Source organism: Mesorhizobium sp. M0018, from assembly GCF_040323955.1.
Taxonomy (GTDB): Bacteria; Pseudomonadota; Alphaproteobacteria; order Rhizobiales; family Rhizobiaceae; genus Mesorhizobium.
Map to the genome: position 1 here is coordinate 24,029 of NZ_JAMYVL010000026.1, position 15,771 is coordinate 39,799.

The window sequence follows — 15,771 nt, forward strand, 5'->3', positions numbered from 1 at the left end:
CATGGACCTGCTGAACCATTTCCGGCGCATGGCAGCCAACAATCTGTGGTCCAACGACCGGCTCTACCGCGCCGTGCTGCAGCTTGAGCCCGGCGAATTCGAAGCCGAACGGACGAGCTTCTTTCCGTCGATCAAGGCAACGCTGAACCACATCCTGGCGGTCGATCACCTCTATCTCGATTTTCTCGAAGAGGGCGGCGTCGGCGCCGCCGCCCATGACGATTTTGTGCCGTTCAATGATGCCAAGGCGCTTTTTGTTGCACAGGCGGAGGCCGATCGGCGGCTGATCGCCTTTTGCGGCCGCCTGTCGGCGGACGATCTCGAGCGCCGCGTTCTCACCGACCGGCGCGAGGACGGCATGATACCGGAACGGATCGGTGACCTGCTCGCCCATCTCTTCATCCACGACATCCATCATCGCGGCCAGGTGCACGCGATGCTATCCGGCACCTCGGTGAAACCGCCGCAACTCGACGAGTTCTTGCTCGGCTATGATCTGAAACTCAGGAAAGCGGAGGTTGAGCGGCTGGGCTTGCGAGACCAACTGCTTGGATAATCATGCCAAAGCCACATCGTAACGAGCGAAATGCGGGTCGGATGTCAGGATGGTGAGGTTCTCCACTTGCGCCTGCGCAATCAGAAGTCTGTCGAACGGATCACCATGGTGGTGGGGTAGGCCGCCGACGGCGTTCGCGTGCTGGAAGGTTACGGCGAGCGGCTGAAATTGCATCCTTGGAAGCAGCGCTGGCAGATCGTCCGGCGCATTAAGTTTTCTGATCGAACGTTTGATGGCAATTTCCCAGACGCTTGCCGCGCTCGCGAACACCACCGCTTCCGAAGCCAGAATGACGCGGTGGTGCTCGCTAAGACGTCGATCGTCCGAAATCGACCAGAGGATGATGTGTGTGTCGGCGAGAAACGGGCCGACCGTCATTTCACGTACTCATCCCACTCGGGACCGAGTTCATCAAAATCGTCCGCAATCCGGATCTTGCCCTTCAACGCGCCTATACGCGGCAGGGGTTCGGCCACTGCCGGAGGTACGATACGCGCCGCCGCCTTGCCGTGGCGTGTGAGCACGATCTCCTCGCCGGCTTCCGCGCGGCTGACGAGTTCCGACAATTTGGCCTTGGCTTCGGCAATTGAAACATTCATGGTCAGACCTCTTATGACCAGAATTTAGGTCATAATTGATCAAACCACAAGGCACCTCGGCCGAGTTGGCTACGCTGCCTTGCCGTCCACCTTCAGCACGCCGCGCTTGATCTGGTCCTGCTCGATCGATTCGAACAAGGCGCGGAAATTGCCCTCGCCAAAGCCTTCGTCGCCCTTCCTCTGGATGAACTCGAAGAAGATCGGGCCGATCACTGTCCTGGAAAAGATCTGCAGCAGGATCTTGGTCGTGCCGCCGTCGACGACGCCTTCGCCGTCGATCAGGATACCGTGCTTCTTCATGCGCTCGATCGGCTCTTCATGGCCGTTCACGCGGGCATAAGACATGTCGTAATAGGTCTCCGGCGGGCCCGGCATGAACTTCAGGCCGTTGGCGGCGAGCCTGTCGGTGCCGCCGTAGATGTCGTCGGTGCCGACGGCGATGTGCTGGATGCCCTCGCCATTATACTTCTTCAGATATTCGGCGATCTGGCTGGTCTCGTCCTTGGACTCGTTGAGCGGAATGCGGATCTTGCCGCAGGGCGAGGTGATGGCGCGGCTGACCAGGCCGGTGATCTTGCCGTCGATGTCGAAGAAATGGATCTGTTTGAAGCCGAACAGGTCGCGATAGAAATCCCACCATTTGTCCATCTGGCCGCGATAGACATTGTGGGTGAGGTGGTCGAGGTAATAGAAGCCGACGCCTTCCGGCTTCGGGTCACGCTCGCCCAGCCAGTCGAACTCGGCATCATAGGCCGAGCCCTTCTCGCCGTAGGTTTCGATGAAATAGAGCAGAGACCCGCCGATACCGACGATCGCCGGCACATCGAGCGTCTTGTCGTTGCCTTCATAGGGCGTCGCGCCCTTGGCCACCGCGTGATCGAAGGCATGCCTTGCATCGACCACCCGCCACGCCATCGAGGCGGCGCAAGGGCCGTGCTTGTCGACGAATTTCATGGCATGCGAGCCGGGTTCGGCATTGACGACATAGTTGATGTCGCCCTGCCGCCAGACGGTGATGTCCTTGCTGCGGTGCTTGGCCACCGGCACATAGCCCATGCGGGTGAACAACTCGGCGAGCTTTTCCGGCTTGGCATGCGCGAATTCGACGAACTCGAAGCCGTCGGTACCGGCGGGATTGGTTTTGCTGATCGTGGCGGGCGGTGCGTCGTGCGGGAAGGGACCCATGGCAGTGTCCTCCAAAGCTGTTGTTGGCCGGGAAAAGCCATCTCAACACAATGATAACGCGGACGCGGTGCATGGTGCTTGCATTCAAACGCTTGAAATGATCAGATAATGCGTGAATTGTGCATATGTTTGGAAAAATCCATGGATGAGGCGCGCATCGACCAGTTTGACCGCAAGATAATGGCTCTATTGCAGGGCGATGCACGGCTGACCAACAACGATCTGTCGGAACGGGTGAACCTGTCCGCGTCGCAGTGCTCGCGTCGTCGCCAGCGGCTGGAGGAGGACGGCTATATCAAGGGTTACCGGGCGGTGCTCGACCGCGACAAGCTCGGTTTTTCCCTGGTCAATGTCATCTCGGTGACGCTCGCCACCCACAACCGCGACAATGCGCGGCGCTTCGGCGAATTGGTGGCGCGGCTGCCGCAAGTGCAGGAAGCGCACGCGCTGACCGGCGAGATGGATTATATATTGAAAGTGGTGACGCCCGATCTCAAATCATTGTCGGAGTTCGTCAACGGCGTGCTGCTGCCGCACGAATCGGTGCAGCACGTGAAGACGGCGATCGTGCTTGAGACATTGAAGGAAACCGGCGCGCTGCCGATTTAGCCCAGACGGCTTTTCGTTAGATATGGCGGAGGGGGGTATGAAGGATCGCCACAGTGCGGAACTTGACTTCCTCCGCTCGGAACGTGAGGCCTCTCACCCCTTCGACTGCTTGATCAGCCCATAGAGATTGGTGCAGCGGGCGCCGGAGCGGCAATAGGCGAAGACCGGGCTTTCGAGTTCGTCAAGCGCCTCGGCCTGGTCTTCGACATTCTCGGCCGTGATCTGGCCGCTGATGACAGGGATGTAGCGGAAGGCGAGCCCGGCGCCCTCGACCGCCGCTTTGACGGTGTCGGCCGATGGCTGGCCGGGCTGCTCGTCGTCCGGCCGGTTGCAGATCACGCTCTTGAAGCCGGCGGCCTTGATGGTCGCGACATCCTCGGGCTGGATCTGGCCCGAGACCGAATAGTCCTCGCTGATCTGACGGTATTCCATGGCAGTGTCCTCACAATCTGGCTAGCGGCAGTCTTGCCACTCCCGGACCCGGTCGGCAACAGCCATTAGATAGAAATCCGGCCGGGCAATTTCAGCCCGACCGGATGGAGTGACTAGACAGCTCAGCTGCCGAGGATCGCGCCTTTGATCTGGGCGATGTTGTTGTGCATCAGGTCGATATAGGTCGCGGCCGGGCCGTCGGGCTGCGACAACGCATCGGAATAGAGCGTGCCGCCCACCTTGATGCCGGTCTCGCTGGCGATCTGCTCGATCAGCCGCGGGTTGGTGATGTTCTCGACGAAGATCGCCGCCGCCTTGTCCTGCTTCACCTGGCTGACCAGCTTGGCGACGTCGGCGGCGGAGGGCTCCGACTCGGTCGACACGCCTTCCGGGGCCAGGAACGTCAAGCCGTAGGCCTGCTCGAAATAGCCGAAGGCGTCATGCGAGGTGATGACGACGCGCTTCTCCTGCGGGATCGACTGGATCGCCGCCTGCACTTCGCCCTCAAGCGCCTCGAGCTTTTGCGTATAAGCGGCTGCATTGGCCTTGTAGCTGTCGCAACCCGCAGCGTCGGCCGTGCAAAAGGCGTCGGCGATGTTCTTCACATAGATCTTGGCATTGGCGATCGACTGGAAGGCATGCGGATCGGTGACCGTCTTGCCGCCATCGGTTTCCGCGCCTTCGGCGGCATCGGCCTCGGCGAATTCGGGTTTGAAATTGATCGGCGTGACCCCCTTGGTCAGCACGGCAATCGAAGCCTTGGTGGCGCTGGCGTCGACCAGGCGCTGCAGAAAACCTTCGAAATGCAGGCCGTTGACCAGCACGATGTCGGCCTTGGCCATCGTCACAGCATCGGCGGGGCTCGGCTCGTAGACGTGGGCGTCGCCGTCCGGCCCGACGATGGTGGTCAGATCGATGCGGTCGCCGCCGACATTCTTGGCGAAATCGGCGATGATCGTGAAGCTGGCGACCACTTTCAACGGCTCTGCGAAGGCCGAAGATGCGCCAAAGGCGGTTAATGTTATAACGCTCACGGCCAAAGCGGCGCGGATCGATTTCAGCATGGACAGTTTCTCCTTGTTGGGATCAGGCAGTTCTGTGGCGGTGATGGACGATGCGGGCGCGCAGGATGCCGCGCGTGCCGAACAGGATCGAGGCGAAATAGACGACGCCGGCGGACAGGATGATGGCCGGGCCGGAGGGCAATGACGCATGGTAGGACAACAGCAGCCCGGCAATGCAGGAGGCAAAGCCGATTACTGTGGCCAGCACGCACATCGGCTCGACGCGCGAGGTCCAGAAGCGGGCCGCCGCTGCCGGCAGCATCATCAGTCCGACCGACAGCAAGGTGCCGAGCGCCTGGAAGCCGCCGACGAGGTTGAGCACGACGAGGCCGAGAAAGATGAAATGCACCGGGCTGCCCATCCGGCTGACCGAGCGCAGGAACAAAGGGTCGAGGCATTCGGCGACCAGCGCCCGCCAGAAGGTGGCGAGGCTGACCAGCGTCACCACGACGATGCCGCCGATCAGCGTCAGCGCCTCGTTGTTGAGCGCCAGCACGGTGCCGAACAGCACATGCATGAGATCGACGCTGGAGCCGCGGATCGACACCATGAGCACGCCGATGGCCAGCGAAATCAGGTAGAAGGCCGCCATCGAGGCGTCCTCGCGCTGGATGGTGAAGCGCGAGACGGCGCCGGCGCCGAGCGCCACGATGATGCCGGCGATCAGTCCGCCGATCGTCATCGGCAGGATCTCCAGGCCATAGAACAGGAAGCCGGCGGCGGCACCCGGCAGGATGGCATGCGCCATGGCATCGCCGGACAGGCTCATGCGCCGCAGCATCAGGAACACGCCGACCGGGCAGGCGCCGAGCGACAGCATCATCGAACCGGCAAGCGCCCGCTGCATGAAGGCGTAGTCGGCGAAAGGAGCGACGAACAGACCGTAAAGCACCTCCATCATGCTGCCCTCGGCCCGGAGCCGTGATAATGCTCGTGGTCATGGCTGTGCTCGTGGCCACCGTGCTCGTGATCATGCTCGCCGGGCTCACACCATGGCGCGTTGTCCTCCCAGGCTTCGTGGAAGCGGCGCGCGCGCAACAGATTCTCAGGCCGCAGCGTCTCTTTGGTCTCGCCCCAGGCGATCGGCTGGCGCGCCAGGAGCAGTGTTTCGGGGAAATTCTGCCGCACCAGATCGAGATCGTGGACCACAACCATGATCGTGCGTTCCTCGCCGTGCCAGCGCTTGATCAGCGCGATCAGGTCGCCGACCGTCTTGGCATCGACGGCGTTGAACGGCTCGTCGAGCAGGATGAGCTCGGCATCCTGCAACAGCACGCGGGCAAACAGCGTGCGCTGCAGCTGGCCGCCCGACAGTGTGTCGATCGGGCGCTTCTCGAAACCGCCTAGGCCGACGGCCATCAGCGCCTTGCTGACCGAGTCGCGGTCTTCCCTTGTATAGCGGCCGAGCATGCCGCGCCGCGGCCACAGGCCAAGCGAAACCAGGTCGACGACCCGGGCCGGAAAGGAGCGGTCGAGTTCCGATTGCTGCGGCAGATAGGCGGCGCGTACGCCGGGCGCCCGGATCACCGTGCCGGCCATCGGCTTCAGGACGCCGACAATGCCCTTCATCAGCGTCGACTTGCCGGAGCCGTTGGCGCCGACGACCGCCGTCAGCGATCCCTTGCGGATTGTTCCATTGAGGTGGTGGACCGCAGGATGGCTATTGTAGCCCAGCGTCAGGTCGCGGAAGGTCAGGCAGGTTTGGCTCATGTGACGATCCATGGGGCGATGATCGGTGCTGCAGGGGCGGATTCGATATGTGATGTTATTACATTAGTCAACAAGCCAATCGGGCGGAATTGCGGCCGGGCCGTCTTGTTGTGTGCTTTGGCTTGCTCAAGAAGTTCCGCTCGAGCGGCCTTGCCCCCGACGAACCCGGCCCCTAAACAGGCGCAGCGACAAGAGGAGAAGGAATATCCAATGAGCATTCGTCGTATCGATGTAGGCCAGCGCATGAGCCAGATCGTCATCCACGGCAACACCGTCTATCTGGCCGGTCAGGTCGGCAAGCCGGGCGGAAACGTCGGTGCCCAGACCAGGGACATTCTGGCGGCGATCGACGAATTGCTGGCCAAGGCCGGCACCGACAAAACCAAGATCCTGCAGGCGATCATCTGGCTGGCCGACATGAGCACCTTTGCCGAGATGAACGCGGAGTGGGACAAATGGGTGCCGCAAGGCAACACGCCGGCCCGCGCCACCGGCGAAGCGAAACTTGCCGGACCGGAATATCTGGTCGAGATTATTGTTACCGCGGCGATTTGAGAGGCGGCTCCTAACCTCCCCCTCGAGGGCAGGGCAATCGCATTTGGATTCTTACGAAGATGGACCCCCACCCTAACCCTCCCCACAAGGGGGAGGGAACGCTGCCGCGCGCCCTTACTTCCCCTTTTGGCGCCGAAAGGCAGGCAATTTGCCGAGGTCAGCGCCAACGAAAGTCTCCCTCCCTCTTGTGGGGAGGGGCTAGGGGTGGGGGTACGTCGTAGAGCGAAAGCCTCGGCTTTCCATCTGCGATAGCCCTGCTCTCGAGGGGAGGGTCGGCGAGTAGTCGAAGCGAAGCGGAGACTGCGAGACGGGGTGGGGTCGGCGAGGTCGCACCGACCCCACCCCGCGTCACAAAATGCCGCCATGCGGCAATTTGCTCCGCGACCCTCCCCTCAAGGGGGAGGGTTTACCCCGTTGACGGCGTGAACCGCGCCACCAGCGTGTGGTTCTCTGCCGCATAGGTGAACCGGACGTGGGTGACGGGGTGCTCGGCGCTCCATGTCCGCCGCTCGATCACCAGGCACGGCGCACCGGTCTCGATGTCGAGCGCCGCCGCGATGTGCTTTTCGGCGGCAACGGCGCGAATGCGATGCTCGGCGGCACTCCACGGCACGCGCCCGATCAGCCACGGACCGGGCGCGGTGTCGAAAAACGCCTCTTCGGCGGCCTCCGGCACGGCAGCCAGGTTGATCAGCCGCTGCTCGTGGGCGAACGGCCTCTTGCCGGCGAAATGCCGGCATTCCAGCACCAGCACCGGCCCGGCGACGTCGAGTTCCAGCAGGGCGCGGTCGTCGGCGCTGCTGCGCCTTCTGTCTCGCGCCATGCGCTCGTAGCGGTAGGGCAGGCCAAGTGCCTCGACCTCGATCCGGATGTCGTGGATTTCGAGAACGGCTGCCTGCGACTGCGGCCGGCGGACAAAACTGCCCGAACGACGCCGGCGCTCGATCAGCCCGGCCTTGGCCAGTTGCGACAGCGCCTTGTTCACTGTCATGCGCGAACAATTGTATTCGGCCGTCAGTTCATGCTCGAACGGAATGCGGTGGCCGGGCGCCCAGGCACCCGACAGGATCCGGTCGCTGATGTCCGACAGGATGCGCTGGTGCAGCGAAAGAACCTCGCCGCCGTCCGCGCTTCCAGAATCCGCGCTTATTGTCCCGATCATGCTCATGCCGAAAGCGCCGTCATCACCTTGCGGAACCGCTCGGCGATGGCATCGCGCCTGGCATGCCTGCCGCCGCTGACCAGTTTCTTGCCATGCACCCAGACGCAATCGATCTTTCCGTTGGCAAAAATCCAGGCGTCGAGGATTGCATCGCCCGTCTTGCCGGCCAGCGATGGATGCTTGCCGTCGAGCGAGACGAAATCGGCCGAGGCACCTGCTGCGATCTGCGAGAGGCCGGCGCCCAGCGCGGCACTGCCGCCATCGAGCGCGGCATCGAACAAAGCACGGCCGGTCGAGCCGCCGGCCACCGCCAGCACGTTGCGGGCGCGGTGGGCGAGGCGCTGCGAATATTCGAGCTGCCGCAACTCGTCCGGCAGGCCGATCAGTACGTTTGAATCCGAGCCGATGCCGAAGCGGCCGCCATGCTGCATGAACAAGGACGCGGCAAAGGTGCCGTCGCCGAGATTGGCCTCGGTGATCGGGCAGAGACCGGCAACGGCGCCGCTTTTCGCCAAATCGGTCGTCTCGGTGTCGGTCATGTGGGTGGCGTGGACGAGACACCAGCGCCGGTCGACCTTGGCGTTGGCAAGCAGCCATTCGACCGGCCGCGCCCCGGACCAGGCAAGGCAGTCCTCGACCTCCTTCCTCTGCTCGGCGATGTGGATGTGGATAGGCCCCTCCGGCGCCATCACCGTGATGTCTTCCAGTTCCTCCGGTGTCACGGCACGCAGGCTGTGCGGGGCGACGCCGACGACGCCTTGATTCAGCGCGCGAATGGATTCTCGGCATTTCTCAACAAGCCGCGAGAACTGGTTCACATCGTTGATGAACCGGCGCTGGCCTTCACTTGGCGCAGCGCCGCCGAAAGAGGAATGCGCGTAGAACACGGGCAGCAAAGTCAGCCCGATGCCTGTCTCGGACGCTGCGGCAACAATGCGCTGCGCCATCTCGGCGATGTCAGCATAGGGCCGGCCGTCACGGTCGTGGTGGAGATAGTGAAACTCGCCGACGCGCGAGAACCCGGCCTCCAGCATCTCGACATAAAGCTGGGCCGCGACCGCCTCGACCTGGTCCGGCGTCATCGACAGCGCGAAACGGTACATCACCTCGCGCCAGCTCCAGAAACTGTCGGCGGAAGGGCCGCGCAATTCAGCAAGGCCGGCCATGCCGCGCTGGAAGGCATGGCTGTGCAGGTTCGGCATGCCGGACAAAAGGATGGCACGGCGCTCGTCGCCGGGCAGGAGCGAGGTATTCGCCTCGACCGTGGCGATCCTGCCGTCGGAGATGACGATCCGCACATTGCTGTGCCAGCCGTCGGGCAGAAGCGCCTGTTCCGCAAAGATTGCCGTCACGTTTTTCTCCAAATCCCGGTCTGCCGTGCGATGATAGCGCTTGCAGTGCCTTTTCATATGTATATACATAATCGTCACCTATTGAAACGGAAAAGATGATGGCTGCAGAGAGCAAAAGCCGGGCAGGAGAGCTTCGCCTCTGGCGCAATGCGCGCCTCGCGACCATGGCCGAAAGCAGCCCCGGGTCAGGCGTTGTCGAGCACGGTGCAATCGCCGTGCGCAATGGCCGGATCGTCTATGCCGGGCCGGAAGCCGACATGCCGGCAGCGCTCCGCCCCAGAGCACTTGGCAAAGACGCCGAGGCGACCGACTGCGAAGGCCGCTGGATTACGCCCGGCCTGATCGACTGCCACACCCATCTGGTTCACGCCGGCAACCGGGCCAATGAATTCGAGATGCGGCTGGCCGGCGCTACCTATGAAGAGGTTGCCAAGGCCGGCGGCGGCATCGTTTCCTCGGTTAAGGCACTGCGCGCCGCCGGCGAGGACGAGCTGGTCGCCCAGTCGCTGCCGCGCCTCGATGCGCTGATCGCCGAAGGCGTCACCACCGTCGAGATCAAATCCGGCTACGGTCTCGACCTCGAAAACGAGAAGAAGTCGCTGCGCGCCGCACGACGGCTGGGCGGTGAGCGGCCGGTGACGGTCAGGACCACTTTCCTCGGCGCTCATGCACTGCCGCCCGAAGCAAAAGGCGACAAGGACGCCTTTATCGATCTTGTTGCAAAGCAGATTTTGCCGGCCGTCGCCGCCGAGGGCCTGGCCGATGCCGTCGACGGTTTTTGCGAAGGCATTGCCTTTTGGCCGGAGCAGATCGCCCGCGTGTTCGATGCCGCAAAGGCGGCGGGCCTGCCGGTCAAGCTCCATGCGGACCAGCTGTCCAATCTGCACGGCGCCGAACTTGCGGCGCGCTATGGTGCGCTATCGGCCGACCACCTCGAATACACCGACGAGGCCGGTGCGGCGGCGATGGCGAAGGCCGGAACCGTGGCGACCATCCTGCCCGGCGCCTACTACTTCATCCGCGAGACCAAGAAGCCGCCGATCGCTTTGTTTCGGCAGCATGGCGTCAGGATGGCCGTTGCCACCGACAACAATCCCGGCACGTCGCCGCTGACCTCGCTGCTGCTGACCATGAACATGGCCGCGACGTTGTTCGGCCTGACCGTCGATGAATGCCTTGCCGGCGTTACCCGCGAGGCTGCCCGCGCGCTCGGGCTGCTTGGGCAGACCGGCACGCTGGAGGCCGGAAAATCCGCCGATCTGGCGATCTGGAACGTCGAGCGCCCGGCCGAACTCGTCTACCGCATGGGCTTCAACCCGCTGCATGCCCGCATCTGGAGGGGACAATGACCGAACTCAAGCTAAGGCCGGGCAATGCCACGCTGGCCGATTGGCGCGCCATCTATCGCGGCGCCGCACTGAGGCTCGACGATGCCTGCCGGCCGAAGATCAAGGCCAGCGCCGAGGCCGTCGCCAGGATCGTTGCCAAGGGCGAGCCGGTCTATGGCATCAATACCGGCTTTGGCAAGCTGGCCAGCGTCCGCATCCCCGCCGCCGATCTGGAAACGTTGCAGCGAAACATCGTGCTGTCTCATGCCGCCGGCGTCGGCGAGCCGATGCCAGTCGCAATCTGCCGGCTGATGATGGCGCTGAAGCTGGCCAGCCTGGCACAGGGCGCCTCCGGCGTGCGGCCGCGGACGATCGAACTGCTCGAGGCGATGCTGGCCAACGACGTTATCCCCGTGGTGCCGGCGCAAGGCTCGGTCGGCGCTTCCGGCGACCTTGCGCCGCTGTCGCACATGACCGCCGTGATGATCGGCGTCGGCGAGTGCTTTACCCCGCATGGCCGCTTTCCCGCCAAGGTCGCCTTCGTTTCGCACGGCCTGGAGCCGGTGACACTGGGCGCCAAGGAAGGCCTGGCGCTGCTCAACGGTACCCAGTTTTCGACCGCCTATGCGCTTGCCGCTTTGTTCGAGGCGGAAGTGCTCTACCAGTCGGCACTGGTCGCCGGCGCGCTGTCGACCGATGCCGCCAAGGGCTCCGACGCTCCGTTCGATCCACGCATCCATCTGCTCAGGAAGCATCGCGGCCAGATCGAGACGGCCGAGGCGTTGCGCAATTTGATGGCCGGCAGCGCCATCCGTGAATCGCACCGCGTCGGCGACGAGCGCGTGCAGGATCCGTATTGCCTGCGCTGCCAGCCGCAGGTGATGGGCGCAGCACTCGACGTGCTCCGCAAGGCCGCCGAGACGCTCGGCACCGAGGCCAACGGCGTCACCGACAATCCGCTGATCTTTGCCGAGGACGACTCCGCACTTTCGGGCGGCAATTTCCATGCCGAGCCGGTCGCCTTCGCCGCCGACATGATCGCACTCGCCGTCTGCGAGATCGGCTCGCTGTCGGAGCGGCGCATCGCCATGCTGGTCGACCCGGCGCTGTCGGGCATGCCGGCCTTTCTCACGCCCAAGCCGGGTCTGAATTCCGGTTTCATGATCCCTCAGGTCACGGCGGCAGCACTGGTTTCTGAAAACAAGCAAAAGGCCTATCCGGCCAGCGTCGATTCGATCCCGACCTCGGCCAACCAGGAAGACCACGTCTCGATGGCGGCGCATGGCGCGCGCCGCCTCATCGGCATGGTCGAGAATGCGACGGCCGTCATCGGCATCGAATTGCTGGCCGCCGCGCAAGGCTGCGATTTCCACGCACCGCTGGCCTCGAGCGCGGCACTGGAGGCGGTGCGCCGGCTGGTCAGGGCAGAGGTGCCGCATCTCGACAACGACCGGCACTTCCACCCCGACATGGAGAAGGCCATCGCCATGATACGCAGCGGCGCGGCGGTCGAAGCGGCAAGCGCGGTAAAGCTGCCGGGGGTGATGTCGTGAGACGGTTCACCGTGACAGGTCGCGTTCTGTCGCGCCCCCCTCTGTCCTGCCGGACATCTCCCCCTCAAGGGGGGAGATTGGCTGTCGTCTCGGCTTTCGCCAATCTCCAGCGTTGCAGGACTGAGCGAGGCGCCGAAGCTGCCAATCTCCCCCCTGGAGGGGGAGATGTCCGGCAGGACAGAGGGGGGCGCTGTCCCGCCGACCTCACCCCGGCAACACCGAAACTTTCAAATCCAGAAACAAAAAACCCGCCTCAAAGGCGGGTCGTCGGGCCGAATCAGCACAATACCGAATTTAGTAGCATAGCTGCCGGCACAAAGCAAGAACAAAATGCGTTGCGAGCGATAAAAACCGAAGTCGGTGTTCAAGGACGATTGCAAAGTCGCGTTCCTTCGCGCGGAGACTTCCGATGACCTCACCCTCCTGGCTCACCGTCACCCAAGGCACAGCACCCCTGCTGGTTTCGATCCCGCATACCGGCATCGATCTCGCCGGCCTCGACAGCCGGCTGGTCTCGCCCTGGCTCGGCCGCCGTGACGCCGACTGGTGGATCGACAAGCTTTATGACTTCGCCGAGAGCCTCGGCGCGACGGTCGTGCATACGGCGATTTCGCGCACCGTTATCGACGTCAACCGCGATCCGTCCGGCGTTTCGCTCTACCCCGGCCAGACGACGACCGGGCTCTGCCCGACAGAGACCTTTGACGGCGATCAGCTCTACCGCAAGGGTGAAGAGCCGGGGCCGTCTGAGATCGACGAGCGCCGCGAGAAGTTCTTCGTACCCTATCATGCCGCCCTGCAGGCTGAGGTCGACAGGCTGCACGCTTTGCATGGGAAGGTCGTCGTCTATGACTGCCATTCGATCCGCTCGGTGCTGCCGCGCCTTTTCGAAGGCAAATTGCCGGTCTTCAATCTCGGCACCAATGACGGCAAGAGCGCCGATCCGACGCTGCAGGCGACGGTTGGCCAGATCCTCGCCGAAACCGGCGAGAGCTACGTCGTCAACGGCCGCTTCAAGGGCGGCTGGATCACGCGCCATTTCGGCCAGCCGCAAGCCGGCGTCCACGCGCTGCAGATGGAACTCTCCAACCGCGGCTATATGCGCGAGCCCGAAGGCAAGGGCGAACCGGCTAACTGGCCGGTGCCTTACGAGGCCGAATTCGCGGCGCCGATCCGCGTCACGCTGAAGAAGATCCTGGAAACCGCGATCGCCTGGGCCGAACGCTGACGCGCGGTGGACCTCACTCGAAAGGGACAATCATGACCGATCCTCGCCACAACATCCGTGAAGTGCGCAGCCCGCGCGGCAGCGAGCTCAACGCCCGCACCTGGCTGACGGAAGCGCCGTTGCGCATGCTGATGAACAATCTCGACCCAGACGTCGCCGAAAACCCCAACGAGTTGGTCGTCTATGGCGGCATCGGCCGGGCGGCGCGCACCTGGAACGATTTCGACCGCATCGTTGCCTCGCTGAAGACGCTTGGCGACGACGAGACGCTGTTGGTGCAATCGGGCAAGCCGGTCGGCGTGTTCCGCACTCATCCTGACGCCCCGCGTGTGCTGATCGCCAACTCGAATCTCGTGCCGCACTGGGCGACATGGGAGAAATTCAACGAGCTCGATAGAAAGGGCCTGATGATGTACGGCCAGATGACGGCCGGCTCGTGGATCTACATCGGCACGCAAGGCATCGTGCAGGGCACCTACGAGACCTTCGTCGAAGCCGGCCGCCAGCATTATGGCGGCAATCTCAGGGGCAAATGGATCCTGACCGGCGGCCTCGGCGGCATGGGCGGTGCCCAGCCGCTCGCCGCGGTGATGGCCGGCGCCTGCTGCCTGGGCGTCGAATGCGATCCCGATCGCATCGATTTCCGACTGCGCACCCGCTATGTCGATGAGCGCGCCGACACGCTCGACGAGGCGCTCGAAAAGATCGAGCGCTGGACCAAAGCCGGTGAAGCGAAATCGGTTGGCCTGGTCGGCAACACCGCCGACATCCTGCCGGAACTGGTGCGGCGCGGCGTGCGCCCCGACATCGTCACCGATCAGACCTCGGCGCATGACCCGCTCAACGGCTATCTGCCCAAGGGCTGGTCGCTGGCCGAGTGGCGCGAGAAACGCACCTCCGATCCGAAGGCCGTCGAAAAAGCTGCCCGCGCGTCGATGCGCGAGCATGTCGAGGCGATGGTGGCGTTCTGGAATGCCGGCGTGCCGACGCTCGACTACGGCAACAACATCCGCCAGGTGGCGAAGGAGGAGGGGTTCGAGAATGCTTTTGCCTTCCCGGGTTTCGTGCCGGCTTACATCCGTCCGCTGTTTTGCCGTGGCATCGGCCCGTTCCGCTGGGCAGCGCTTTCCGGCGATCCCGAGGATATCTACAAGACCGACGCCAAGGTGCGCGAGCTGACCCCCGGCAACACCCATCTGCACAACTGGCTCGACATGGCGCGTGAGCGCATCGCCTTCCAGGGCCTGCCGGCGCGCATCTGCTGGGTTGGGCTTGGCGATCGCCACCGGCTCGGCCTCGCCTTCAACGAGATGGTCGCCAGGGGCGAACTGAAAGCGCCGGTGGTCATCGGCCGCGATCACCTCGATTCCGGCTCGGTCGCCTCGCCGAACCGCGAGACGGAGGCGATGAAGGACGGCTCCGATGCCGTCTCCGACTGGCCGTTGCTCAATGCCTTGCTCAACACCGCGTCCGGCGCCACCTGGGTGTCGCTGCACCATGGCGGCGGCGTCGGCATGGGCTTTTCGCAGCATGCCGGCATGGTCATCGTCGCCGACGGCACGCCCGAGGCGGCCAAGCGCCTGGAGCGGGTTCTGTGGAACGATCCGGCGACCGGCGTCATGCGCCACGCCGATGCCGGCTATGAGATCGCGATAGAGTGCGCCCGGGAGAACCAGCTCAACCTGCCCGGCATTTTGGGCTGAGCCGCGCCTTGCACATCCTTCGGGCAGCCGAATACCGGTCGATGCCGTGGAAGAACAGCGGCGGGGTGACGACGGAGATTGCCGTCTCGCCGCCAGGTGCCGGGCTCGACGATTTCGACTGGCGCGTCTCGATGGCGCGCGTCGAGGGCGGCGGGCCGTTCTCCGGCTTCGCCGGCGTCGATCGGACCTTGGCCCTGCTGGAAGGCGAGGGCATGATCCTCGACATCGCCGGCCGGCTACCGGTCGAAATCACCAAGGCTTCCGCACCGCTTGCCTTTCCGGCCGATGTGCCGACGCAAGCCACGCTGATCGCCGGTCCGATCACCGACCTCAACGTCATGACCCGCCGCGCCCGGGCGATCCACACTGTCGAGCGCCTGCTGATTTCGGCTCCGACGGAGATCCAGGCCGAAGCCGATGAAACACTCATCCTGTGCGTCGACGGCGAACTCAGCGTGGCCGGCGCGGCGCCCATGCAACTGGGGCCGCTCGACGCGCTGTTGCCCGGGGCGCAAGTGCCGGAACTGCGCCTCGATCCGGTCCGGCCGGCCATGCTGTTCGTGATCCGCATCGACCGCATTGCCGGCAACGATTAACGTCTGTTTCCAAACATGATCGTGACGCCGGCCAAATATCGCGTAAGCTGGTCGCTGCATCACGAAAAAGCCTGAATCTTCCGCCGATCAGAAGCCGAAACGATGCTCATAGTGCTCGCCTGGAAGTTGTCGAAAGACG

At 63.8% G+C, this 15,771-nt stretch carries 17 protein-coding genes; 8 read left to right on the plus strand and 9 right to left on the minus strand.

Going from position 1 to position 15,771, the window contains the following annotated elements:
* Window position 1 precedes the first annotated feature (1 nt).
* A complete protein-coding gene (locus NKJ81_RS27525) occupies window positions 2-556 on the plus strand; it encodes a DinB family protein (protein ID WP_352542355.1) in 555 nt (184 codons plus the stop codon).
* On the opposite strand, the gene NKJ81_RS27530 is transcribed toward NKJ81_RS27525, so the two are convergent.
* The 3 genes from NKJ81_RS27530 to hppD all read right to left on the minus strand — a co-directional run bounded on the left by NKJ81_RS27530 (window position 557) and on the right by hppD (window position 2,340).
* A complete protein-coding gene (locus NKJ81_RS27530; protein ID WP_352542356.1) occupies window positions 557-934 on the minus strand; it encodes a type II toxin-antitoxin system VapC family toxin in 378 nt (125 codons plus the stop codon).
* Window positions 931-1,155 (minus strand): type II toxin-antitoxin system Phd/YefM family antitoxin, encoded by a 225-nt coding sequence (locus NKJ81_RS27535; protein WP_352542357.1) that lies wholly within the window; start codon window positions 1,153-1,155, stop codon window positions 931-933. The genes NKJ81_RS27530 and NKJ81_RS27535 overlap by 4 nt, the downstream gene beginning before the upstream one ends.
* A gap of 69 nt (window positions 1,156-1,224) precedes the next feature.
* On the minus strand, window positions 1,225-2,340 hold the full coding sequence (gene hppD / locus NKJ81_RS27540; RefSeq protein WP_352542358.1) for a 4-hydroxyphenylpyruvate dioxygenase: 1,116 nt from the start codon (window positions 2,338-2,340) through the stop codon (window positions 1,225-1,227).
* 141 nt (window positions 2,341-2,481) lie between these two features.
* On the opposite strand from hppD, the gene NKJ81_RS27545 reads away from it, so the two are divergent.
* Window positions 2,482-2,949, plus strand: coding sequence for an Lrp/AsnC family transcriptional regulator (locus NKJ81_RS27545; RefSeq protein ID WP_023674409.1), 468 nt, complete (start codon window positions 2,482-2,484; stop codon window positions 2,947-2,949).
* Between the two features lie 93 nt (window positions 2,950-3,042).
* Here the strand turns inward: NKJ81_RS27545 and NKJ81_RS27550 are convergent, their stop codons facing one another.
* The 4 genes from NKJ81_RS27550 to aztA form a co-directional block, all read right to left on the minus strand.
* Window positions 3,043-3,381, minus strand: coding sequence for a protein tyrosine phosphatase family protein (locus tag NKJ81_RS27550; RefSeq protein WP_352473646.1), 339 nt, complete (start codon window positions 3,379-3,381; stop codon window positions 3,043-3,045).
* A gap of 122 nt (window positions 3,382-3,503) precedes the next feature.
* Window positions 3,504-4,445, minus strand: coding sequence for a zinc ABC transporter substrate-binding protein AztC (gene aztC / locus NKJ81_RS27555; RefSeq protein WP_352473647.1), 942 nt, complete (start codon window positions 4,443-4,445; stop codon window positions 3,504-3,506).
* 22 nt (window positions 4,446-4,467) lie between these two features.
* The gene (gene aztB / locus NKJ81_RS27560; RefSeq protein ID WP_352542391.1) at window positions 4,468-5,343 is read right to left on the minus strand and encodes a zinc ABC transporter permease AztB; all 876 of its coding nucleotides are present in this window, start codon (window positions 5,341-5,343) and stop codon (window positions 4,468-4,470) included.
* Entirely contained in the window at window positions 5,343-6,155 is an 813-nt protein-coding gene (gene aztA / locus NKJ81_RS27565) for a zinc ABC transporter ATP-binding protein AztA (protein WP_352542359.1), read from the minus strand. Before aztA ends, aztB begins: the two co-directional genes overlap by 1 nt.
* A 210-nt stretch (window positions 6,156-6,365) precedes the next feature.
* On the opposite strand from aztA, the gene NKJ81_RS27570 reads away from it, so the two are divergent.
* Window positions 6,366-6,710, plus strand: a complete 345-nt coding sequence (locus tag NKJ81_RS27570; RefSeq protein ID WP_352542360.1) for a RidA family protein — start codon at window positions 6,366-6,368, stop codon at window positions 6,708-6,710.
* A 406-nt stretch (window positions 6,711-7,116) separates the two neighbouring features.
* On the opposite strand, the gene hutC is transcribed toward NKJ81_RS27570, so the two are convergent.
* A complete protein-coding gene (hutC, locus tag NKJ81_RS27575) occupies window positions 7,117-7,878 on the minus strand; it encodes a histidine utilization transcriptional repressor HutC (RefSeq protein WP_352449230.1) in 762 nt (253 codons plus the stop codon).
* The gene (locus NKJ81_RS27580) at window positions 7,875-9,224 is read right to left on the minus strand and encodes a formimidoylglutamate deiminase (RefSeq protein WP_352542361.1); all 1,350 of its coding nucleotides are present in this window, start codon (window positions 9,222-9,224) and stop codon (window positions 7,875-7,877) included. Before NKJ81_RS27580 ends, hutC begins: the two co-directional genes overlap by 4 nt.
* A 98-nt stretch (window positions 9,225-9,322) precedes the next feature.
* Between NKJ81_RS27580 and hutI the strand changes: the two genes are divergently transcribed.
* The 5 genes from hutI (at window position 9,323) to NKJ81_RS27605 (ending at window position 15,632) form a co-directional block, all read left to right on the plus strand.
* Window positions 9,323-10,573 (plus strand): imidazolonepropionase, encoded by a 1,251-nt coding sequence (gene hutI, locus NKJ81_RS27585; RefSeq protein WP_352542362.1) that lies wholly within the window; start codon window positions 9,323-9,325, stop codon window positions 10,571-10,573.
* Complete coding sequence (gene hutH / locus NKJ81_RS27590) at window positions 10,570-12,105, plus strand: histidine ammonia-lyase (RefSeq protein ID WP_352542363.1); 1,536 nt, start codon at window positions 10,570-10,572, stop codon at window positions 12,103-12,105. The genes hutI and hutH overlap by 4 nt, the downstream gene beginning before the upstream one ends.
* Before the next feature lie 409 nt (window positions 12,106-12,514).
* A complete protein-coding gene (gene hutG, locus NKJ81_RS27595) occupies window positions 12,515-13,333 on the plus strand; it encodes an N-formylglutamate deformylase (RefSeq protein ID WP_352542364.1) in 819 nt (272 codons plus the stop codon).
* Window positions 13,334-13,365: 32 nt separating this feature from the next.
* Complete coding sequence (gene hutU, locus NKJ81_RS27600; RefSeq protein ID WP_352542365.1) at window positions 13,366-15,036, plus strand: urocanate hydratase; 1,671 nt, start codon at window positions 13,366-13,368, stop codon at window positions 15,034-15,036.
* A gap of 8 nt (window positions 15,037-15,044) precedes the next feature.
* A complete protein-coding gene (locus tag NKJ81_RS27605; RefSeq protein ID WP_352542366.1) occupies window positions 15,045-15,632 on the plus strand; it encodes a HutD/Ves family protein in 588 nt (195 codons plus the stop codon).
* Window positions 15,633-15,771: the final 139 nt, after the last annotated feature.